18 protein-coding genes are annotated in these 17,573 nt (G+C 65.4%); 12 read left to right on the top strand and 6 right to left on the bottom strand.

Features of this window, described 5'->3' with window-relative positions:
• Complete coding sequence (locus tag ACP7BH_RS03040) at positions 1-1,482, bottom strand: cryptochrome/photolyase family protein (RefSeq protein WP_425983838.1); 1,482 nt, start codon at positions 1,480-1,482, stop codon at positions 1-3.
• An 85-nt stretch (positions 1,483-1,567) separates the two neighbouring features.
• Here ACP7BH_RS03040 and kdsA point away from each other — a divergent pair, with 85 nt between their 5' ends.
• The 7 genes from kdsA to ACP7BH_RS03005 all read left to right on the top strand — a co-directional run bounded on the left by kdsA (position 1,568) and on the right by ACP7BH_RS03005 (position 9,015).
• The gene (kdsA, locus tag ACP7BH_RS03035; RefSeq protein ID WP_425983840.1) at positions 1,568-2,446 is read left to right on the top strand and encodes a 3-deoxy-8-phosphooctulonate synthase; all 879 of its coding nucleotides are present in this window, start codon (positions 1,568-1,570) and stop codon (positions 2,444-2,446) included.
• An 18-nt stretch (positions 2,447-2,464) separates the two neighbouring features.
• Entirely contained in the window at positions 2,465-3,940 is a 1,476-nt protein-coding gene (gene rfaE2, locus ACP7BH_RS03030) for a D-glycero-beta-D-manno-heptose 1-phosphate adenylyltransferase (RefSeq protein WP_425983842.1), read from the top strand.
• Positions 3,940-4,947, top strand: a complete 1,008-nt coding sequence (gene rfaD / locus ACP7BH_RS03025; RefSeq protein WP_425983844.1) for an ADP-glyceromanno-heptose 6-epimerase — start codon at positions 3,940-3,942, stop codon at positions 4,945-4,947. The genes rfaE2 and rfaD overlap by 1 nt, the downstream gene beginning before the upstream one ends.
• On the top strand, positions 4,947-6,038 hold the full coding sequence (locus ACP7BH_RS03020; RefSeq protein WP_425983846.1) for a DUF3089 domain-containing protein: 1,092 nt from the start codon (positions 4,947-4,949) through the stop codon (positions 6,036-6,038). The genes rfaD and ACP7BH_RS03020 overlap by 1 nt, the downstream gene beginning before the upstream one ends.
• Before the next feature lie 76 nt (positions 6,039-6,114).
• A complete protein-coding gene (locus ACP7BH_RS03015; protein WP_346495249.1) occupies positions 6,115-7,110 on the top strand; it encodes an SPFH domain-containing protein in 996 nt (331 codons plus the stop codon).
• 17 nt (positions 7,111-7,127) lie between these two features.
• A complete protein-coding gene (locus ACP7BH_RS03010) occupies positions 7,128-7,586 on the top strand; it encodes an NfeD family protein (protein ID WP_425983848.1) in 459 nt (152 codons plus the stop codon).
• Positions 7,587-7,617: 31 nt separating this feature from the next.
• A complete protein-coding gene (locus ACP7BH_RS03005; RefSeq protein ID WP_425983849.1) occupies positions 7,618-9,015 on the top strand; it encodes an MFS transporter in 1,398 nt (465 codons plus the stop codon).
• Here ACP7BH_RS03005 and rnhA read toward each other — a convergent pair.
• A complete protein-coding gene (rnhA, locus tag ACP7BH_RS03000; protein ID WP_425983851.1) occupies positions 9,012-9,464 on the bottom strand; it encodes a ribonuclease HI in 453 nt (150 codons plus the stop codon). The two genes, ACP7BH_RS03005 and rnhA, sit on opposite strands and share 4 nt — an antisense overlap.
• A 109-nt stretch (positions 9,465-9,573) precedes the next feature.
• Between rnhA and ACP7BH_RS02995 the strand changes: the two genes are divergently transcribed.
• The 4 genes from ACP7BH_RS02995 to ACP7BH_RS02980 all read left to right on the top strand — a co-directional run bounded on the left by ACP7BH_RS02995 (position 9,574) and on the right by ACP7BH_RS02980 (position 12,394).
• On the top strand, positions 9,574-9,792 hold the full coding sequence (locus tag ACP7BH_RS02995; protein ID WP_425983853.1) for a twin-arginine translocase TatA/TatE family subunit: 219 nt from the start codon (positions 9,574-9,576) through the stop codon (positions 9,790-9,792).
• Between the two features lie 23 nt (positions 9,793-9,815).
• On the top strand, positions 9,816-10,391 hold the full coding sequence (gene tatB, locus ACP7BH_RS02990) for a Sec-independent protein translocase protein TatB (protein ID WP_425983855.1): 576 nt from the start codon (positions 9,816-9,818) through the stop codon (positions 10,389-10,391).
• Positions 10,388-11,278: a twin-arginine translocase subunit TatC gene (gene tatC, locus ACP7BH_RS02985; RefSeq protein WP_135195956.1), complete on the top strand. Its 891-nt coding sequence runs from the start codon at positions 10,388-10,390 to the stop codon at positions 11,276-11,278. Before tatB ends, tatC begins: the two co-directional genes overlap by 4 nt.
• A 66-nt stretch (positions 11,279-11,344) precedes the next feature.
• Entirely contained in the window at positions 11,345-12,394 is a 1,050-nt protein-coding gene (locus ACP7BH_RS02980) for a serine hydrolase domain-containing protein (RefSeq protein ID WP_425983857.1), read from the top strand.
• A 58-nt stretch (positions 12,395-12,452) separates the two neighbouring features.
• Here ACP7BH_RS02980 and glnA read toward each other — a convergent pair whose 3' ends face one another.
• Together glnA and ACP7BH_RS02970 are read right to left on the bottom strand one after the other, a co-directional pair.
• Positions 12,453-13,859 carry a type I glutamate--ammonia ligase gene (glnA, locus tag ACP7BH_RS02975; protein ID WP_425983859.1) on the bottom strand — a complete coding sequence of 469 codons (1,407 nt, stop codon included), beginning with the start codon at positions 13,857-13,859 and terminating at the stop codon, positions 12,453-12,455.
• Positions 13,860-13,942: 83 nt separating this feature from the next.
• The gene (locus ACP7BH_RS02970) at positions 13,943-14,281 is read right to left on the bottom strand and encodes a P-II family nitrogen regulator (protein WP_008261682.1); all 339 of its coding nucleotides are present in this window, start codon (positions 14,279-14,281) and stop codon (positions 13,943-13,945) included.
• A gap of 114 nt (positions 14,282-14,395) precedes the next feature.
• On the opposite strand from ACP7BH_RS02970, the gene ACP7BH_RS02965 reads away from it, so the two are divergent.
• Positions 14,396-15,220 carry an NAD(P)H-hydrate dehydratase gene (locus ACP7BH_RS02965; protein WP_425983861.1) on the top strand — a complete coding sequence of 275 codons (825 nt, stop codon included), beginning with the start codon at positions 14,396-14,398 and terminating at the stop codon, positions 15,218-15,220.
• Between the two features lie 83 nt (positions 15,221-15,303).
• On the opposite strand, the gene ACP7BH_RS02960 is transcribed toward ACP7BH_RS02965, so the two are convergent.
• Both ACP7BH_RS02960 and ACP7BH_RS02955 read right to left on the bottom strand, forming a co-directional pair.
• Positions 15,304-16,104, bottom strand: coding sequence for a DUF1365 domain-containing protein (locus ACP7BH_RS02960; protein WP_425983863.1), 801 nt, complete (start codon positions 16,102-16,104; stop codon positions 15,304-15,306).
• Positions 16,101-17,438, bottom strand: coding sequence for an NAD(P)/FAD-dependent oxidoreductase (locus ACP7BH_RS02955; RefSeq protein WP_425983865.1), 1,338 nt, complete (start codon positions 17,436-17,438; stop codon positions 16,101-16,103). Before ACP7BH_RS02955 ends, ACP7BH_RS02960 begins: the two co-directional genes overlap by 4 nt.
• Between the last annotated feature and the right edge of the window lie 135 nt (positions 17,439-17,573).

Below are 17,573 nucleotides of genomic sequence, written 5' to 3'. Positions count from 1 at the left end.
TCAATCACGGTCGGTCGTGTCGTCCCCGCGTCCCGACACCGTCTTGAGGGCGTCGAGGGCGCGGGCGCGAGCTTGGCCATGATCCAAGATGGGGTGGGGATAGTCTTTGCCAAGCCTGATGCCGGCGTCGCGCAACACCTCGACCGGGGCGGTCCAGGGGGCTTGAAGCCAACGATCGGGCAGGGCGCGCAGTTCGGGAACCCAGCGACGGACATAGCCGCCCTTGGCGTCGAACTTCTCGCCCTGGGCGATGGGGTTGAAGATGCGGAAATACGGGGCGGCGTCGGCCCCGGACCCGGCGACCCACTGCCAGTTCTGCACATTGCTGGCCAGATCGGCGTCGACCAGCGTGTCCCAGAACCAGGCCTCGCCCTCGCGCCAGTCGATCAGCAGGTGTTTGACCAGAAAGGAGGCGACCACCATCCGCACGCGATTGTGCATCCAGCCGGTCGCCCAGAGTTGGCGCATCCCGGCATCGACCAGCGGATAGCCGGTGCGACCGCGCTTCCAGGCCGTCAGGCCCTTGGGATCGTCACGCCAGGGCATGGCGTCGTATTCGGGCCGGAAGGCGCGCTCGGGCATGGTCGGGAAATGGTGGAGCAGGTGGGCGGAAAAATCGCGCCAACCGATCTCGGCGACGAACTTCTCCGCCTCGGCGGCGGGGACCTTGCCTGCTGCAGCCGCGTCACGCGCACGTTCGACGGCGCGCCATGGACTGATCTCGCCCCAATGCAGGTGCGGTGAGAGGCGGCTGGTTGCGGGACGGTCAGGATGGTCGCGGCCGACCGCGTAAGCCTTCAGCCCGTGGGCAAGGAAGTCGGACAGAGCGGTCGAGGCGCCGTCTTCGCCCGGCGTCCAGTCGAAGCCTTTGGACCAGTCCGGCTCCGTCGGATGCAGTTTCCAGTCGTTGATCGACTCGCTCTCGATGGCAATCGGGGTGTCGATCGCGCGCGGGCCTGTCGTGTGGGCGGGCGGTTCGGCCTGGGCCAGCAGTGCCTTCAGGAACGGCGTGAAGACCTTATAGGGGCCGCCCGTGCCGTTCAGCACCGCGCCGGGGCGGCACAGCAGCGATCCGTTGAAGCCTCGGCAATCGACGGCGTCGGCTTTCAGCGCATGAGCGATCTCGGCGTCGCGTTCGAACGCTTGCGGTTCGAACAGCCGGTTCATGAAGACGGCGTCGGCACTGGTCTCCTGGATCAGCTTCTGAAGTTGCGACAGCGAATCGCCGCTTCGCAAAATCAACCGCGAACCCCGGGTTTGAAGCGACGCGTCGAGCGCCCGGAGCGACTTGTCGAGCCACCACAGCGACGCCGCGCCGGTCTGGCGATCCGGGTTCCGATCCAGGATGAAGACCGGCAGAATCGGCTGTCCCGTCTCGGCGGCATGGTTCAGGGCGGGGTTGTCGTGCAGGCGCAGGTCGCGGCGGAACCAGAGGATGACAGGCTTGGTGGCCACGCGGGCGAACTCCGTGATAACTTGCACTCAACCGTTCAGAGCGCCACCTGATGGCCCAATAGCTGCGGCAAACGCCGCCTCTACAACACTCGAACTTCGAAAGAGCCGCCTCGTGAGCCGACCCAACGCTGTCATTACGTTGTCCGAAGGTCTTCGGACGCCTGTCGTCATCGGCGGCGGCGCCAGAATCGCCTTTATCGCCGGTCCCTGCCAGATGGAAAGCCGTCAGCACGCGCTGGAGACGGCCCATGCGCTGAAGGAAATCGGCGAACGGCTGAACGTCGGCATCATCTACAAGACCAGTTTCGACAAGGCGAACCGCACCAGCGCCAGCGCCGCGCGCGGAATCGGGCTGAAGGACGCCCTGCCGATCTTCGCCGAGATTCGCGAAGTCACCGGCCTGCCGACCCTGACCGACGTCCACTCCGAGGCCCAGTGCGGCCCGGTGGGCGAGGTGGTCGACGTGCTGCAGATCCCGGCCTTCCTGAGCCGTCAGACGGACCTGCTGCTGGCCGCCGCCACCACTGGCAAGGCGATCAACATCAAGAAGGGTCAGTTCCTGGCACCCTGGGACATGAAGAACGTCATCGCCAAGGTGGTCGGCGCCGGCAATCCGAACGTCATGGCCTGCGAGCGCGGCGCCAGCTTCGGGTACAACACCCTGGTCAGCGACATGCGGGCGCTTCCGGTACTGCGTGAGATCGGCTGCCCCGTCGTGTTCGACGCGACCCACAGCGTCCAGCAGCCCGGCGGGCAGGGCACGTCTTCGGGCGGGCAGCGCGAGTTCGTGCCGGTGCTGGCGCGCGCCGCCGTCTCGGTCGGCGTGGACGCGGTCTTCGTGGAGACGCACCCGGACCCGGACAACGCCCCGTCAGACGGCCCCAACATGGTGCCGCTGGACCAGTTCGAGGCCCTGGCCGCGCAGCTGATCGCCTTCGACGACCTGGCCATCAAGATCGGGGCCAAGGCGCCGGTGGCGCAGGCCGCCTGAATCCTCTAGGTCGGACCCATGTCTGACACCCTGGACCTGGGCGCCCTGCAAAGCCTGCTGGAGCGCGTGCGCGGCCTGAAGATCGCCTGCGTCGGCGACCTGATGCTGGACCGCTACGTCTATGGCGAGGTCAGCCGCATCTCGCCCGAGGCGCCGATCCCGGTGCTGCGCACGACCCGCACTGTCGCCATGCCTGGCGGCGTCGGTAATGTGGCGCGTAATATTGCGGCGCTGGGCGGTGTGGCGCGTTTGGGCGCCGTTGTCGGCGACGATGCGGCGGGCGCCGAGTTGACCGCTCTGATCGCCGCCGAGCCACGGATCGAGGACGCTCTGGCCCGCACCGCCGAGGCCGCCACCATCGTCAAGACGCGGTTCGTTTCGGGGGGGCAACAGCTGTTGCGGCTGGACGACGAAGCGGCGCCGGTGGGCATCGACACTTCTGACGCCTTTACGGGCACTTCCGTTTATCTTCTGTCTGATTACGCCAAGGGCGTGGTCGGCGACGCGCTGATCGGTTCGGCCTTGGCTGCAGCGAAGGCGTCGGGCGCGAGAATCGTGGTCGACCCCAAGGGACGTGACTTCGCCCGCTATGGAGCGGTCGATGTGATCAAGCCCAACGCCTCTGAATTGGCCGGGGCGACGGGCTTGCCGGTCGGAACAGACGCCGAAGTCGAGGCGGCGCTGGACGCTTTGTTGGCCGGCACGACCACAAAGGCCGTGATCGTCACGCGCGCGGGCAAGGGGATGAGCCTGGCCCGGCGCGGTCAGCCGGTGAAGCATTTCCCCGGCCGGGCGCGCGAGGTGTTCGATGTCTCAGGCGCCGGCGACACCTGTCTGGCGGCCATCGGCCTGGCCCTAGGCGCCGGAGCGTCGCTGGAGACAGCGGTCGAGTTCGCCATCCTGGCCTCGGGCGTGGTGGTCGGAAAGGCCGGGACGGCCGTGGTCACGCCCGCCGAACTGATCGAGGCCGAACTGAGCCAGCATGCGACGGCCGCCGTCGCCAAGGTGACGCCGCTGGACGAGCTGGCGGCCGAGGTCGAGGCCTGGCGGCGTCAGGGGCTGAAGGTCGGTTTCACCAACGGCTGTTTCGACATCCTGCACCGGGGCCATGTCGCCTATCTGGCCCAGGCGCGCAGTTGGTGCGACCGACTGGTGGTGGCGTTGAATACCGACGCCTCGGTCAAGCGGCTGAAGGGCGAGGGTCGGCCGGTCAACGATCTGGACAGTCGGGCGGTCGTCATCGGCGGCTTGGCCAGTGTGGATCGCGTGACCAGTTTCGATGATCCGACGCCGGTCGCCCTGATCGAACGGCTGCGGCCCGATGTGCTGATCAAGGGCTCGGACTATACGCGTGAGGGCGTGGTCGGCGGCGATCTGGTCGAGAGTTGGGGCGGCGAGGTCAAGCTGGCGGATTTCAAGGACGGGTTCTCCACCACGCGCACGATCGAGAAGATGACGACTGGTGCTCAAGCGCCAGCGATAGGACAAGAGTGATGACGCCCAGGATGATCGTGGTGACAGGCGGCGCCGGCTTCATCGGCTCCAACATCGTGGCGCGGCTGACGGCCGAGACGGCCTATGACGTCGTAGTGTGCGATCGGCTGGAGACCGCTGACCTCGCCAAGTGGAAGAACATCGCCAAGCACGCCATCGCCGACTTCTGGTCGCCCGAGGAACTGTTCGAGCAACTGGAGCGGCATGCCGAACGGATTGAGGCCGTGGTGCATATGGGCGCCATCTCTTCCACGACCGAGCCGGACGCCGACCTGATCCTGCGCACCAACTTCACCCTGTCGCGCGACCTGTGGGACTGGTGCACGATCCGGGACGTCAGGATGATCTACGCGTCCTCGGCAGCCACCTATGGCGACGGCGACGGCGACGCCGGCTTCAACGACGATGATGATGCGGAGTCTCTGTCGAAGCTTCGGCCGCTAAACGCCTATGGTTATTCGAAGATGTTGTTCGATCAGCATGCCGTGCGCCAGGCGGATCGCGGCCAGGCGCCGCGCCAGTGGGCCGGTTTGAAATTCTTCAACGTCTATGGGCCGAACGAGGGCCACAAGGGCGGAATGAAGTCGGTCGTGGCCCAGATCTGGCCCAAGGTCGAGGCGGGCGAGACGGTCAGCCTGTTCCGGTCGCACAATCCGAACTATCCCGATGGCGGCCAGCTGCGTGACTTCGTCTATGTCGACGACGTCGTGGACATCATCGAGTTCCTGCTGCAGTCGCCGGAGGTGTCCGGCATCTTCAACGCCGGGTCCGGTCAGGCGCGGTCGTTCGACGATCTGGCCAAGGCCACCTTCGCCGCCGCCGGGAAGGAAGCCTCCATCCAGTATGTCGACATGCCCGAGGTGATCCGCGACCGGTACCAGTATTTCACCGAAGCCCGGATGGATCGAATCCGCGCCGCCGGGTTCGAGGGCCAGTCCACGCCGCTGGAAGAGGGCGTGCGGCGCTACGTGCAGGACTTCCTGTCCACCGCTGATCCGTATCGCTGATGCGCCGGCTGACCTTCAGGCAATGGGTCGGCTATGCGGGGTTCGCCGCCGTCTTGATCCTGACCGCCGCCGTGGCGGTCTGGAGCGGGGATATCCTGCGAGCGGGGCTGGATCCCCAGGTGCCGTTCCAAACCTACAAGCCGCCGCCTGCGCCGGATTATCGGTCGGCGTCATCCTGGGCGTTGATGGACGAAGGCGCGCCGGATCGGGCGTCGGTCTTCTTCGTCATGCCGACCACCTTCGACGGTGGCGCCGAGTGGAATGGGCCGATCGATGATACACGGGCGAACGCCTATCTGCGCCGCGTCGTCCTGCCGAACTATGCTTCGCCGTTTGCGCGGGAGGGCAAGGTCAGCGCGCCCCTCTATCGCCAGGCCAGCCTCTATACCCGCCTGACCCTGCGCGACGATGCGCGTGAGGCGCGGGCCTTCGCCTATGAGGATGTGAAGGCGGCCTTCGCCCTGTGGCTTCGCAATCATCCGACCGGACCAATCGTGATCGCGGGGGTGGAGCAGGGCGGCGAACTGTCAGCGCTGCTGGTGCGCGACGCACTTACCGCCGATCCGAAGCTCAAGGACCGGCTGGTTGCGGCCTATCTGATCGAGACCCTGGTCAGTCGCGAGATGTTCCAGCAGAGGGTCACGCCCTGCGACGCGTCGGATGAGACAGGCTGTATCGTCGCCTGGTCGTCGGTCGAGGACGGGGACGAACCGGCGGCGCGGCGCAAGCTGCGGCGGGCGCTCGACTGGAATGATCGGGGCGAACTGGTTGGGCTGACGACCCCACCGATGTGCGTCAACCCGGTTACCGGCTCGACACAACAGCCGCGCGCCGAGGCCCGACAACACAGCGGGGCGACCAACGCGACGGGGCTGGAATGGGGCGCGCGTCCGGCCCTGACCGGGCGACTGATTTCGACCGAATGTCGTGGCGGGCTGCTGTGGCACAGCGCGCCCGACGCGGACTTCCTGACCGCCGGCGGAAGTTGGGCGGATCGGCGCAAGATCGTGCCCTACAACCTGTTCTATGGCGACATCGAGCGTGACGTCAGCGTCCGGCTGGCGGCATGGCGGGCCAAGCGCGGCCTTTAGCGTCGATCAGTTCGTCCGGTTTCTATGGCGCCGCTCGCGTCCAGCGCGTAGGCTGATCGCCTCAGGGAGGATCTGAATGGACGTCACCACCATATTCGCCGGCGTAGTGCTTCTGCTGGCTATCGTGCTCTTGATCAGTGTCATCAAGATCGTACCGCAAGGCCGTGAATACACAGTCGAACGTTTCGGCAAATACACCAAGACGCTGAGCCCCGGCATCGGCTTCCTGACCCCGTTCGTGGAGCGGGTCGGTCGCCGCATGAACATGATGGAGCAGGTGCTGGACGTCCCGACCCAGGAGGTCATCACCAAGGACAACGCCATGGTGAAGGTTGACGCGATCGTGTTCATTCAGGTGATGAACGCGTCAGCGGGCGCTTATCGGGTCGAGAACCTTCCCTACGCCATCACCCAGCTCTGCATGACCAACCTGCGGACGGTCGTCGGTTCGATGGAATTGGACGAGGTTCTTTTTCAACGCGACTCGATCAACACGCGGTTGTTGACGGTCATCGACGCTGCGACTGAACCCTGGGGCGTCAAAGTCAACAGGATCGAGATCAAGGACCTGACCCCGCCCGTAGACATCACGAACGCCATGGCTCGCCAGATGAAGGCAGAGCGTGAAAAGCGCGCAATCATCACCGAAGCCGAGGGCGAAAAACAGTCCGCCATCGCGCGGGCCGAAGGCGCCAAACAGGCCGCCATTCTTCAGGCCGAAGGCCGCAAAGAAGCCGCTTTCCGTGACGCAGAGGCTCGGGAACGCGAAGCCCAGGCGGAGGCGAAAGCCACCGCCATGGTGTCGGAAGCCATCGCGCGCGGCGATGTGAACGCAATCAACTACTTCATCGCCCAGAAGTATGTCGAAGCCTTCGCCGAACTGGCGCGCAGCCCGCAGCAGCGGACCGTCATCGTGCCCGCCGAAATGGGCGCCCTGGTCGGCACCATCGCCGGCATCGGCGAGATGGTCGGCCTGGCCAAGGAGCAGAACTCCGGCGCCGCTTCGACACCGCCGGTTCGTCCCGCACCCCCGCGTCGCCCTGCGGGCGGCGCAGTCCCACCCTCGGCCTGATCGTAGGAGGCTGAACGATGCTGTCGCTCGCTGATCTCTATGTCGCCCAGCCGTTCTGGATCTGGCTGGCTGTTGGAGTTCTGCTGCTGGCGGTCGAGGCGATGTTCTCGACCGAATGGCTGCTGTGGCCCGCCGTTTCGGCCGGCGTCGTCGCGGTGATGACGGCTGCGGGCGTGCGGCTGGGTTTGCCGGGCGAGGTCGCCGTCTTCGCCGTTCTGACGGTGATCGCTACGCTTCTGTCTCGTCGACTGATCTCCAAGGCCAACCCCGCCGGTCCCGACATCAACGACCGCGACAGCCGACTTATCGGCCAGCGGGCGCGGGTGGTTGAGGCGTTCGTTTCCGGGCGCGGCCGTGTCTTCATCTCGGGCGCCGAATGGCCGGCCGAGATCGAGGGGGAACAGCCGGTGGAAGGGCAGGATGTGGTGGTGATGCGGGTCACGGGATCTTTGCTGACGGTTCAGTCGCCGGTCTGAAACGACGCGGCCCACGAGGCGTTCGTCGAGGATGACAGCCAGCCAGAACGCCGCCTCGGACGGTCTGCCCACGCCCCGGCGGTATTGGGCCATTGCGTCTATCGGCCTGGGAATCACCCTGGCCGTTTTGGACGGAGCCATCGCCAACGTCGCCTTGCCGTCCATCGCGCAGGATTTGCAGGCGTCATCGGCGGCGTCGATCTGGATCGTCAACGCCTATCAGATCGCCATCGTCGTCGCCCTGCTGCCTCTCGCGTCGCTGGGCGAGATCGTCGGCTATCGCAGGGTGTCGCAGGCGGGGCTGGCCGTCTTCACCCTGGCGTCCATCGCGTGCGTCTTCGCTAACTCCATCGAGGCGTTGAGCCTGGCGCGCGTGATCCAGGGGTTCGGCGCGGCGGGCATCATGAGCGTCAACGGCGCCCTGGTGCGCTTCACCTATCCGCAGAGACTGCTGGGTCGGGCCGTCGGCATCAACGCCGTGATCGTGTCACTGGCGGCGGCGGCAGGGCCGACTATCGCCAGCGCCATCCTGGCCGTCGGGCACTGGCGCTGGCTGTTTGCGCTGAACGTGCCCATTGGGCTGCTGGCCGTGTCGCTCGCCGGGTTCACCCTGCCGCACAATCCGCTGCACAAGCGCAAGCTGAACTGGACCGGGGCTGCGCTGAATGCGGCGGCGTTCGGCTTGGCTATCACCGGACTGCAATCCTTGGCGCATGGCGAGGCCGCCGTATTGGGGTTCGGCCTGACGGGGGCGGGCTTGGCGGCGGGCGTCTTGCTGATTCGCCACGAGCGGTCGCGGGCTTCGCCTCTGATTCCGCTGGACCTGTTGGCGCGGCCGATGTTCAGCCTGTCGGTGGCGACCTCCATCATTTCCTTCACGGCGCAGATGATGGCCTTCGTGGCCTTGCCCTTCTTCCTTCAAGGATCGCTGCGGCTGACGGCGGTCGAGACGGGCCTGTTGATGACGCCTTGGCCGCTGGCGACGATGATCGCGGCGCCCTTGGCCGGCTACCTGTCGGATCGATATTCGGCGGGTGTATTGGGCGCCATCGGGCTGAGCGTCTTCGCCTGCGGCTTGATGGCCTTGAGCTTCCTGAACGCCGATTCGACCCATTTCGACATCGTGTGGCGGATGGCAGTCTGCGGCGCCGGGTTCGGCTTCTTCCAGTCACCCAACAACCGCGCCATGCTGTCTGAGGCGCCGAAAGAACGGGCTGGGGCGGCGGGCGGTACATTGGGAATGGCGCGCGTGGTTGGCCAGTCGCTGGGCGCGGTGGTCGTCGCCTTCCTACTATCGACCGCGCCGATCAATGGTGTCGCGCATGGCTTCCAGATCGCCGCAGTCACGGCTCTGTTCGGCGCGGTCATGAGCGGATCGCGCGTGCGGCGCCGTCCGGCCGAGCCGGAAAAGGAAGTCGAGGCGGTCTAGCGCCGTTTCAGATCGGCGACGCCGCGATTCGCCAGCTGGTCCGCGCGCTCGTTCAGCTCATGGCCCGCATGCCCCTTCACCCAGCGCCATTTGACATCGTGGCGTAGACGAGCGGCGTCCAGGCGCTGCCACAGGTCGGCGTTCTTGACCGGCTTCTTGTCGGCGGTCAGCCAGCCGCGCGCCTTCCAGCCGCGCATCCACTCGGTGATTCCCTGCATGACGTATTTGCTGTCGGTATGCAGTTCGACCTTGCAGGGCCGTTTCAGCGCCTCCAGCGCCATGATGGCGGCCATCAGCTCCATGCGGTTGTTGGTCGTGTTGGCTTCGCCGCCCCACAATTCCTTTTCGTGACCGCCGCCTGTCTGGAGCAGGGCGCCCCAGCCGCCGGGGCCGGGATTGCCCTTGCAGGCGCCGTCGGTGTGGATGATGACGTGATCGGAGGGATTCATGGTCGCGCAGACCTACAGCGTCCCTTGGCGCGGGGCCATCACTGCGCCTATATGCGGAACGAAGAATAGTGGATGGGATCGATTATCGGTCCCTTCAAGGAGATTACCCATGGGCTCCATGAGCATCTGGCACTGGGCCATCGTCATTGTCGTCATCGCGCTGCTGTTCGGCGGCCGGGGCAAGCTGTCGGGCATCATGGGCGACGCCGCCAAGGGCATCCGCGCCTTTAAGGACGGCCTTAAGGAAGACGACAAGAAGGACGGTCCGCACGACGGCGTCAGCTCGCTGCCGCGCACCGAGGCGGAAAAGGAAGAGCTGAAGCGCTAGTCGTCGTCTGTAAGGGCTGACGCATGGGCGGGCTCGGCCCCGGTATCGGGGGCTTCGAATTAGTGGTGATCGGTCTGGTGGCCCTGCTTGTGGTGGGGCCAAAGGACTTGCCTGTTCTGATGCGTCGCGTCGGCCAGATGGTCGCCAAGGCGCGCGCCATGGCCAACGAGTTCCGCAGCAGTTTCGACGAGATGGCGCGCCAGTCCGAGCTGGACGACCTGCGCAAGGAGGTCGAGGCGCTGCGGACGGGGCAGGGGGCCATGTATCCCTTGGGCGCCGAGGCGGACGCCGCCTTCAAGGACATCAACGCAGGATTGACGTCGCCGACGCCCACGGCCGCCTTGCCTGCGCCCGAGCCGGAGGTTCCGGTCATGACGCCGGCCGCTGACGAATGGCCGGACACGCCGACGCCCGTCGAGCCCGTGGTGGAGACGAAGCCTAAACGGGCAGTTGCGAAGGCGAAGCCTGCGACGACGACCAAGCCCTCGAAGACCAAGCCGCGCGCATCGGCCAAGCCCAAGCCGGCGATCCCGGCCGCCAAGACAGAGTCGGCGACCGCCAAGCCCAAGACCCCGCGCAAGAAGGCCGCTGACCTGTGACGTCTCCCGATCGTGACGAGGCCGAGATCGAGGCGTCGCGCGCGCCCTTGATGGATCACCTGATCGAGCTGCGTGGGCGGCTGCTGATCTGCGTCGTGGCCTTCTTCCTGGCGTTCATCCTGTGCTTCGCCTTCGCGAATCAGATCCAGATCGCCCTGATCAAACCCTATCAGGCGGCGGTCGCTGTCCATGCGGCGGCCATGGCCAGCGGCGGTCACGCCAATCCTATTGAACTGATCGCGGTGATGACGGGGTTGAAGCCCTATCCCCCAGGCAGCGCGGCCGTCGTTCAGCTGATCGCGACGGCGCCGCTGGAGCAGCTCTTCACCAAGATGAAGATTGCGGCTTTCGGCGCCGCCGTCCTGACCTTCCCCGTCATGGCTTGGCAGATGTACCGCTTCGTCGCGCCGGGCCTGTATCGCAACGAACGCGGCGCCTTCCTGCCGTTCCTGATCGCGGCGCCGGTCATGTTCTGCCTGGGTGGGGCGCTCGTCTATTACGTCATGCTGCCGTTCGTGATGCTGTTCTCGCTGAGCCAGCAGGTGGCCAGCGACGGTATTTCCGTGGCCCAGACGACCAAGATTTCCGACTATCTCAGCCTCGTGACCTCGCTGTTGTTGGCGTTTGGCCTGTGCTTCCAGTTGCCGGTCGTCACGACCCTGCTGGGCCTGGCCGGGCTGATCAATTCCAAGGTCATGGCCGCGGGCCGCCGCTACGCCATTGTCGCCGTGGTGGTGGTCGCCGCCGTGGTCACGCCGCCGGATCCGATCAGCCAGCTGATGTTGGCGATCCCGTTGGTGATTCTCTATGAGGTGTCGATCTGGTGCGTGCGGCTGATCGAACTGCGCCGAAAGAAGGCCGACGATCTGGAAGCCGAAGCGGCCTGACGTTCGGCACAAGCGTCGCGTCGTCGCAGGAGGAAACCAGCGGCCCTTTGATCGATTAGATCGGCGATGAACCGTCGAACCCTGATCGCCGCTGGACTGGCCTTGCCGTTCAGCTATGGCTGTAGCGAAGCCGCCGAGATCCCGCCGCCCGTTGCTCGCACCCAAGGCCTGGCTGCCCGACTGATGGCCCAGGCCGAGACTGCCGGCGCGGCCCTGCCCAAACTTCAGGCGATGATCGTTGCCCGTGACGGCCAAAGTCTTTTCGAACAGGTGTTTCGAGGGCCGTCGCTGGAAACGCCGGTCAACGTCAAGTCCGCGTCCAAGTCCGTAATCGCCGCCTTGGGCGGCATCGCCATCAGCCAGGGCCTGTTCTCGGGTGTCGATCAGCCGATCTCGGCCTTCCTGTCCGACAGTTTCCCGAGCGATCCCGATCCGCGCCTCAGCCAGGTGACCATCGGCGACCTGCTGTCGATGCAGGCGGGGCTGGGGTCCACGTCCGGCGCGGACTACGGCGCCTGGGTGTCGAGCGGAAACTGGGTGCGCCATGCCTTGGCCCGGCCTTTCGAGGCCGATCCCGGCGGACGAATGGTCTATTCGACGGGCACGTCCCACCTGACGTCGGCCTGTCTGACGCGGGCCAGCGGGCGTTCGACCCTGGCATTGACGCGGGAATGGCTGGGCGACCCCCTGAAGATCGAAGTGCCGACCTGGCCGGCCGATCCGCAAGGCGTCTATTTCGGCGGCAATGACATGCGGCTGTCGCCGCTGGCGCTGCTGAAGTTCGGGGAGTTGTACCGCAACGACGGTCTGCACGAGGGTCGGCGCATCTTGCCGGAGGGCTGGGTCCAGCAGTCGTGGCGGGGCAGGGGCACATCGCGCTGGAGCGGCAATCCCTATGGCTACGGCTGGTGGATTCGGCGCTCCGGCCGCCATGAGGTCTTCTTCGCCTGGGGCTACGGCGGCCAGATGGTGTTCGTCGTGCCGGACCTGAGACTTACGGTCGTGATGACGTCGGACCCGACTCCGACAGCGACCCGAGACGGCCATGTGGATTCGCTGCACGCCCTGCTGGACCAGAGGCTGATCCCTGCGGCAGAACAGGGCGCCGCCGCCTGAATTGACAAGGGCGCCGACGGTTTCCCGCCGACGCCCTGATCTGCGGCCGATCTGACGATCAGCAGCTATAGTACATGTCGAACTCGACCGGGTGCGGGTGGAGTTGCAGGCGCATCACCTCTTCCATCTTCAGCTCGATGTAGCTGTCGATGAAGTCGTCATCCATGACGCCGCCCTTCTTGAGGAAGGCGCGGTCCTTGTCGAGGTTTTCGAGGGCTTCACGCAGCGAGCCGCAGACCTCGGGGATCGAGCCGCGCTCTTCCGGCGGCAGATCGTACAGATTCTTGTCGGCGGGCGCGCCCGGATCGATGCGGTTCTCGATCCCGTCCAGACCGGCCATCAGCAGGGCGACGAAGGTCAGATACGGGTTGCCCATCGGGTCGGGGAAGCGGGCTTCCAGGCGCTTGGCCTTCGGCGACGAAACGTGCGGGATGCGGATCGAGGCCGAACGGTTGCGGGCCGAATAGGCCAGTTTCACCGGGGCTTCGTAGCCGGGGACCAGACGCTTGTAGGAGTTGGTGGTGGAGTTGGCGAAGGCGTTGATGGCCTTGGCGTGTTTGATGATGCCGCCGATGTACCACAGGCATTCCTGCGACAGGCCGGCGTACTGGTCGCCAGCGAACTGGGGCTTGCCGTCCTTCCAGATCGACATGTGGACGTGCATGCCCGAGCCGTTGTCCGCGAACATGGGCTTGGCCATGAAGGTCGCCGACTTGCCATAGGCCGCGGCGACGTTGTGGATCACGTACTTATACAGCTGCAGCCGGTCGGCCATGGTCAGCAGGTCCGAGAACTTCAGACCAAGCTCGTGTTGGGCCGGCGCCACCTCGTGGTGGTGCTTCTCGGGCTGCAAGCCCAGGTCGCGCATTACGCCCAGCATTTCGCCGCGCAGGTCTTGGCCCGAATCGACCGGGTTGACCGGGAAATAGCCGCCCTTGGCGCCGGGGCGGTGACCCATATTGCCTTCGGTGTATTCGGCGTTGGTGTTGGCCGGCAGTTCGATCGAGTCATACGAATACGACGTGTTGTGCGGCTGGGTCGACCAGCGCACGTCGTCGAAGATGAAGAACTCGGCTTCCGGGCCGAAATAGACCACGTCGCCCACGCCCGACGATTGCACGTAGGACAGCGCCTTCTTGGCCATCGAGCGGCTGTCGCGGTTATACGGCTCGTTGGTGTCCGGGTTCAGCACGTCGCAGAACAGGAACATCGTCTTCTGCTGGTAGAACGGGTCGATATAGGCCGTGGTCAGGTCCGGCTTCAGCAGCATGTCGGACTCGTTGATAGCCTTCCAGCCCGCGATGGACGAGCCGTCGAACATCGTGCCTTCGTTCAGGAAATCCTCGTCGACCAGATCGACGTCGAAGGTGACGTGCTGCAGACGGCCGCGCGTGTCGGTGAAGCGGACGTCCACATACTGGACCTCCTCATCCTTGATCTCTTTGAGGATCTTGCTGGCGCTCATTGTCGGAAGTCCTGTTTCTTGGCGTTTGGGGAGGAAACCGGTCAGCGACCCAAGGGGACGAGGGCCGGGGAGGGTGGTCGAGCTTAGACGGCCTGGGCTCCGGTCTCGCCGGTGCGGATACGGATCACCTCGGCGACGTCGGACACGAAGATCTTGCCATCGCCGATCTTGCCCGTGCGGGCCGAGGTCTGAATGGCCTCGACGACGGCGGGCGCGAGGTCGTCGGCGACGACCACCTCGATCTTGATCTTGGGCAGGAAGTCGATGACGTATTCGGCGCCGCGATACAGTTCGGAATGACCCTTCTGGCGGCCATATCCCTTGGCCTCCAGCACAGTCATGCCTTGCACGCCCACGTCCTGGAGCGCCTCTTTGACGTCATCCAGCTTGAAAGGCTTGATGATGGCTTCGATTTTCTTCATGGCGACCCCGGAGCGGCGCACGGAATGCAGCGGCGCTCGGGCCCAAATGGGACACAGCAAGGGCGTTCAAAGCAAGCGATTTTCGCAGATAAGCCACGGATAATCGGAACGCGGATGATAGAAACCAACGACCCGGCGATCTGGCGCAATTTTCTGCCTTGGCCGAGCGCGGAAACGCACAAGCATACGCGGGGCCGATTGGCCGTCGTATCGGGAAAGGCCCATCAAACGGGCGCTGCACGGCTTGCGGCGCACGCTGGCCTTCGAATGGGCGCCGGAGTCGTGCGAATCCTGTGCGCGCCGGAAGCAGTCGCCGTCATCGCGCCCGCCGTCCAGGCGATCATGCTGACCCCGTTCTCTTCACCTGAAATCTTAGGTCGTGAAGCCGCCGGAAGCGACGCCGTCGTGATCGGACCGGCCGCTGGACTGGAAGAGGCCACGATCGCCAACATCCAAGCCCTGGCGTTGAGCGGCGCTGTTCTGGTGATCGACGCCGATGGTCTGTCGGTCTTCAAGGGTCGCACCGCCGAACTGTTCGCCGTTCTGGACCGCGACGACATCCTGACGCCGCACGAGGGCGAGTTCGAACGGCTGTTCCCAGGCCTGCTGGCCCAAGGCCGCGAGACCGCCGCCATCGAAGCCGCGCGCCTGGCCCAGGCGACCATCGTCCTTAAGGGCGCCCAGACCATCATTGCATCGCCCGACGGCCGCCTTCGCCGCAATGAGAACGGGTCGGCTTGGCTGGCGACAGCTGGAACCGGCGATGTGCTGGCGGGCATGATCGGCGGATTGGCGGCTCAGCGGATGGACAGTTTCGATGCGGCATGCGCGGCGGTCTGGATCCATTCCGATGCTGCGGAACGTTTTGGACCGGGATTAACCTCTGACGACCTGAGCGATGTTTTGCCCAAGGTGCTGGCGTCCTTATGGAAAGGCTGAGCCGGCTGTCATGCCGAGCCATCTGAGGTCAATCAAATATTTCACATAATATATCTTAGGCGATAGTCTGACACTTGCGCAGCCTAGCGCCCCAGTCGGCTGCCCTGCGCCTGCTTCTGGATCGTCACCGGCATCTTCGCTCGCGGCGGTTGCCGCGTCAGTCTGACGCCCTTCAGCCAGAGCTTGAGCGCCTCGTAATGGATGGCGGCGACCACCTTGATGGTCATTAGCGGGATCGCCGCTGTGGCTGCCGCGATCTGGCGGTCGTCAAGTGTCTGGCGTTCGGCCGCCATGGACGCCGTGATCAGCACGCCGGCGGCGTCCAGGCCGTCGATCGTCATGTCGAGCCTTTCGCCGGGCGCGTGGCCTCTGAACCGATAGTCCATCTCCATTCCCATGAAGGGCGACACGTACAGCGCCTTGGCGGCGCCCTGTCGGATCAGGCCGGGCCTTTGGTCTTCGGCTGGCACGGGAATGACGTAGGCGTGGCGGATGCCGAAGGTGCTGGTCACCTCGTACACCATCGCCGCCAGTCGGCCGTCGGAGTGGTGGCAATAGTAGAGGCTGATCGGATTGAAGACGTAGCCAAGCACGCGCGGCATGGTCAGCAAGCAGATCGGGCCGCCGTCGAGATCGATGCCCGCGAGGCGCATCCACGCCTCGACCTGAGGCCGCAAGGCGCCGGAGCCGTCGCCATAGTCGGCGTCGTGAAAGGACAGCAGGTTGAAGCGATTGCGAGAAAACAATCGCAGGCCTCCATCCAGATCGTCGATCTCGGCCAGGTCCAGCAGCAGCCAGAAGACGCGGTAGTTCAGCTGGTGGGTCTTGGGGCGCAGGCGTCGGTGCATGACCCGGCCACGATAGAGGGCCGAGGCTTGGGTCACGCGGCCTGCTCGAATACCGGGGTCGGCAGCGGCGACAGATGGATGCGGCCGCTCTCGTTCTGGACCGACCACGGACGACGAACGCCGCCGAGCTGTTCGGCGACCGCCAGACCGGATTGCAGGCCGTCCTCATGGAAGCCGGCGCCGAAGTGGGCGCCGCAGAACCAGACGCCGCCCTGCCCTTGAAGGCTCCACAACTGCTTCTGCGCCTGAATGGCGGCGGGATCGAAGACGGGATGTTCGTAGAGTTCGCTGCGCAATATGGTGTCGGCGCGCGGCGGGCGCGGCGGGTTCAGGGTGACGAACAGGTCGTCGCCTGGCAGGCCCTGAAGCTTGTTCATCCAATAGGTCACGCACAGCCCGTCGTCGGCCCCGATATAGTTCCAACTGGCCCAGGCGCGACGGCGGCGCGGCATCAGGGTGGCGTCCGTATGCAGGACGGTCAGATTGCGGCTGTAGCGGAAGGCGCCCAGCAGGGCTTTTTCCTCGTCCGTGGGTTCGGCCAGCATGGCCAGGGCCTGATCGGCGTGGGCCCCGATCACCACCTGGTCGAAGCGCTCGACGCCCCCCTGGCTGTCATGGACGAAGACGCCCTCCTCCGTGCGCCGCACCACTGTCACGCCGCGATCCAGGCGCACGTCGTCGATGGCGCGGGCCAGGTGTTCGACATAGACGCGGCTGCCGCCCTCGACGGTGCGCCACAGGGGACGGCCCACCAGTTTCAGCAGGCCGTGATTGCCGCAGAAGCGGATGAAGGACTCGGCCGGATAATCCATCAGCGTGTGCGCGGGAGACGACCAGATGGCGGCGGCCATGGGCAGCAGATGGTCGTCGCGGAACGCCTCGCTGAAACCCTCGCGCTTCAGATAATCGCCCAGGGTCAAAGACGAATCGGACATGCCGGCCAGATCCCTGGGCGCATCGCGATAGAAGCGCAGGATCTCGCTCAGCATCGACCAGAACCGGGGCCGAAGGGCATTGCGACGCTGGGCGAACAGGCCGGGCGCCGCATATTCGAACCGGCCGTCGTCCAAAGAGACGGCGAACGACATGTCCGTGGCGCGGGTCGCGATGCCCAGGTGTTCAAACAGGGCGATCAGGTTGGGATAGGTCGCGTCATTGAAGCAGATGAAACCGGTATCGACGGCGATGTCGCCTGATGACACCCCCGCCGTCACGGTGTTGGAATGCCCGCCCAGCCGGTCGGCCTTCTCGTAGATCGTGACCTGATGCCGCTGGGACAGCAGCCAGGCCGAGGACAGGGCCGCGACGCCGGAGCCGATGACGGCGATCTTCAGACGATCAGCAGAAGGATTCGCGGACGACAGGGACATGGAAACTCCGAATACACGCCCGCTGGCGCAAGCCTAGGCATGAACGGATTACGGGTCGCCGTCATGATCGGATCGCGATTGATCCAGACATTTCCGCCAGGCGTATTAGGGTCCATGCATGTCGAGACACTGCCC

The sequence above is a fragment of the Brevundimonas sp. TWP2-1 genome (assembly GCF_049897645.1).
Taxonomy (GTDB): Bacteria; Pseudomonadota; Alphaproteobacteria; order Caulobacterales; family Caulobacteraceae; genus Brevundimonas.
Note: the sequence above shows the minus strand (reverse complement) of the source record. Positions and strands in the feature narration are given on the sequence as shown.

Bases quoted from the DNA above. Each gene is read 5' to 3' on its own strand.
- ACP7BH_RS03010 (WP_425983848.1), top strand. From the start codon at position 7,128: ATGCTGTCGCTCGCTGATCTCTATGTCGCCCAGCCGTTCTGGATCTGG.
- rfaE2 (WP_425983842.1), top strand. From the start codon at position 2,465: ATGTCTGACACCCTGGACCTGGGCGCCCTGCAAAGCCTGCTGGAGCGC.
- ACP7BH_RS02965 (WP_425983861.1), top strand. From the start codon at position 14,396: ATGATAGAAACCAACGACCCGGCGATCTGGCGCAATTTTCTGCCTTGG.
- tatB (WP_425983855.1), top strand. From the start codon at position 9,816: ATGGGCGGGCTCGGCCCCGGTATCGGGGGCTTCGAATTAGTGGTGATC.
- rfaD (WP_425983844.1), top strand. From the start codon at position 3,940: ATGACGCCCAGGATGATCGTGGTGACAGGCGGCGCCGGCTTCATCGGC.
- ACP7BH_RS02980 (WP_425983857.1), top strand. From the start codon at position 11,345: ATGAACCGTCGAACCCTGATCGCCGCTGGACTGGCCTTGCCGTTCAGC.
- ACP7BH_RS03020 (WP_425983846.1), top strand. From the start codon at position 4,947: ATGCGCCGGCTGACCTTCAGGCAATGGGTCGGCTATGCGGGGTTCGCC.
- ACP7BH_RS03005 (WP_425983849.1), top strand. From the start codon at position 7,618: ATGACAGCCAGCCAGAACGCCGCCTCGGACGGTCTGCCCACGCCCCGG.
- ACP7BH_RS02955 (WP_425983865.1), bottom strand. From the start codon at position 17,438: ATGTCCCTGTCGTCCGCGAATCCTTCTGCTGATCGTCTGAAGATCGCC.
- ACP7BH_RS02970 (WP_008261682.1), bottom strand. From the start codon at position 14,281: ATGAAGAAAATCGAAGCCATCATCAAGCCTTTCAAGCTGGATGACGTC.
- ACP7BH_RS03015 (WP_346495249.1), top strand. From the start codon at position 6,115: ATGGACGTCACCACCATATTCGCCGGCGTAGTGCTTCTGCTGGCTATC.
- glnA (WP_425983859.1), bottom strand. From the start codon at position 13,859: ATGAGCGCCAGCAAGATCCTCAAAGAGATCAAGGATGAGGAGGTCCAG.
- ACP7BH_RS02995 (WP_425983853.1), top strand. From the start codon at position 9,574: ATGGGCTCCATGAGCATCTGGCACTGGGCCATCGTCATTGTCGTCATC.
- rnhA (WP_425983851.1), bottom strand. From the start codon at position 9,464: ATGAATCCCTCCGATCACGTCATCATCCACACCGACGGCGCCTGCAAG.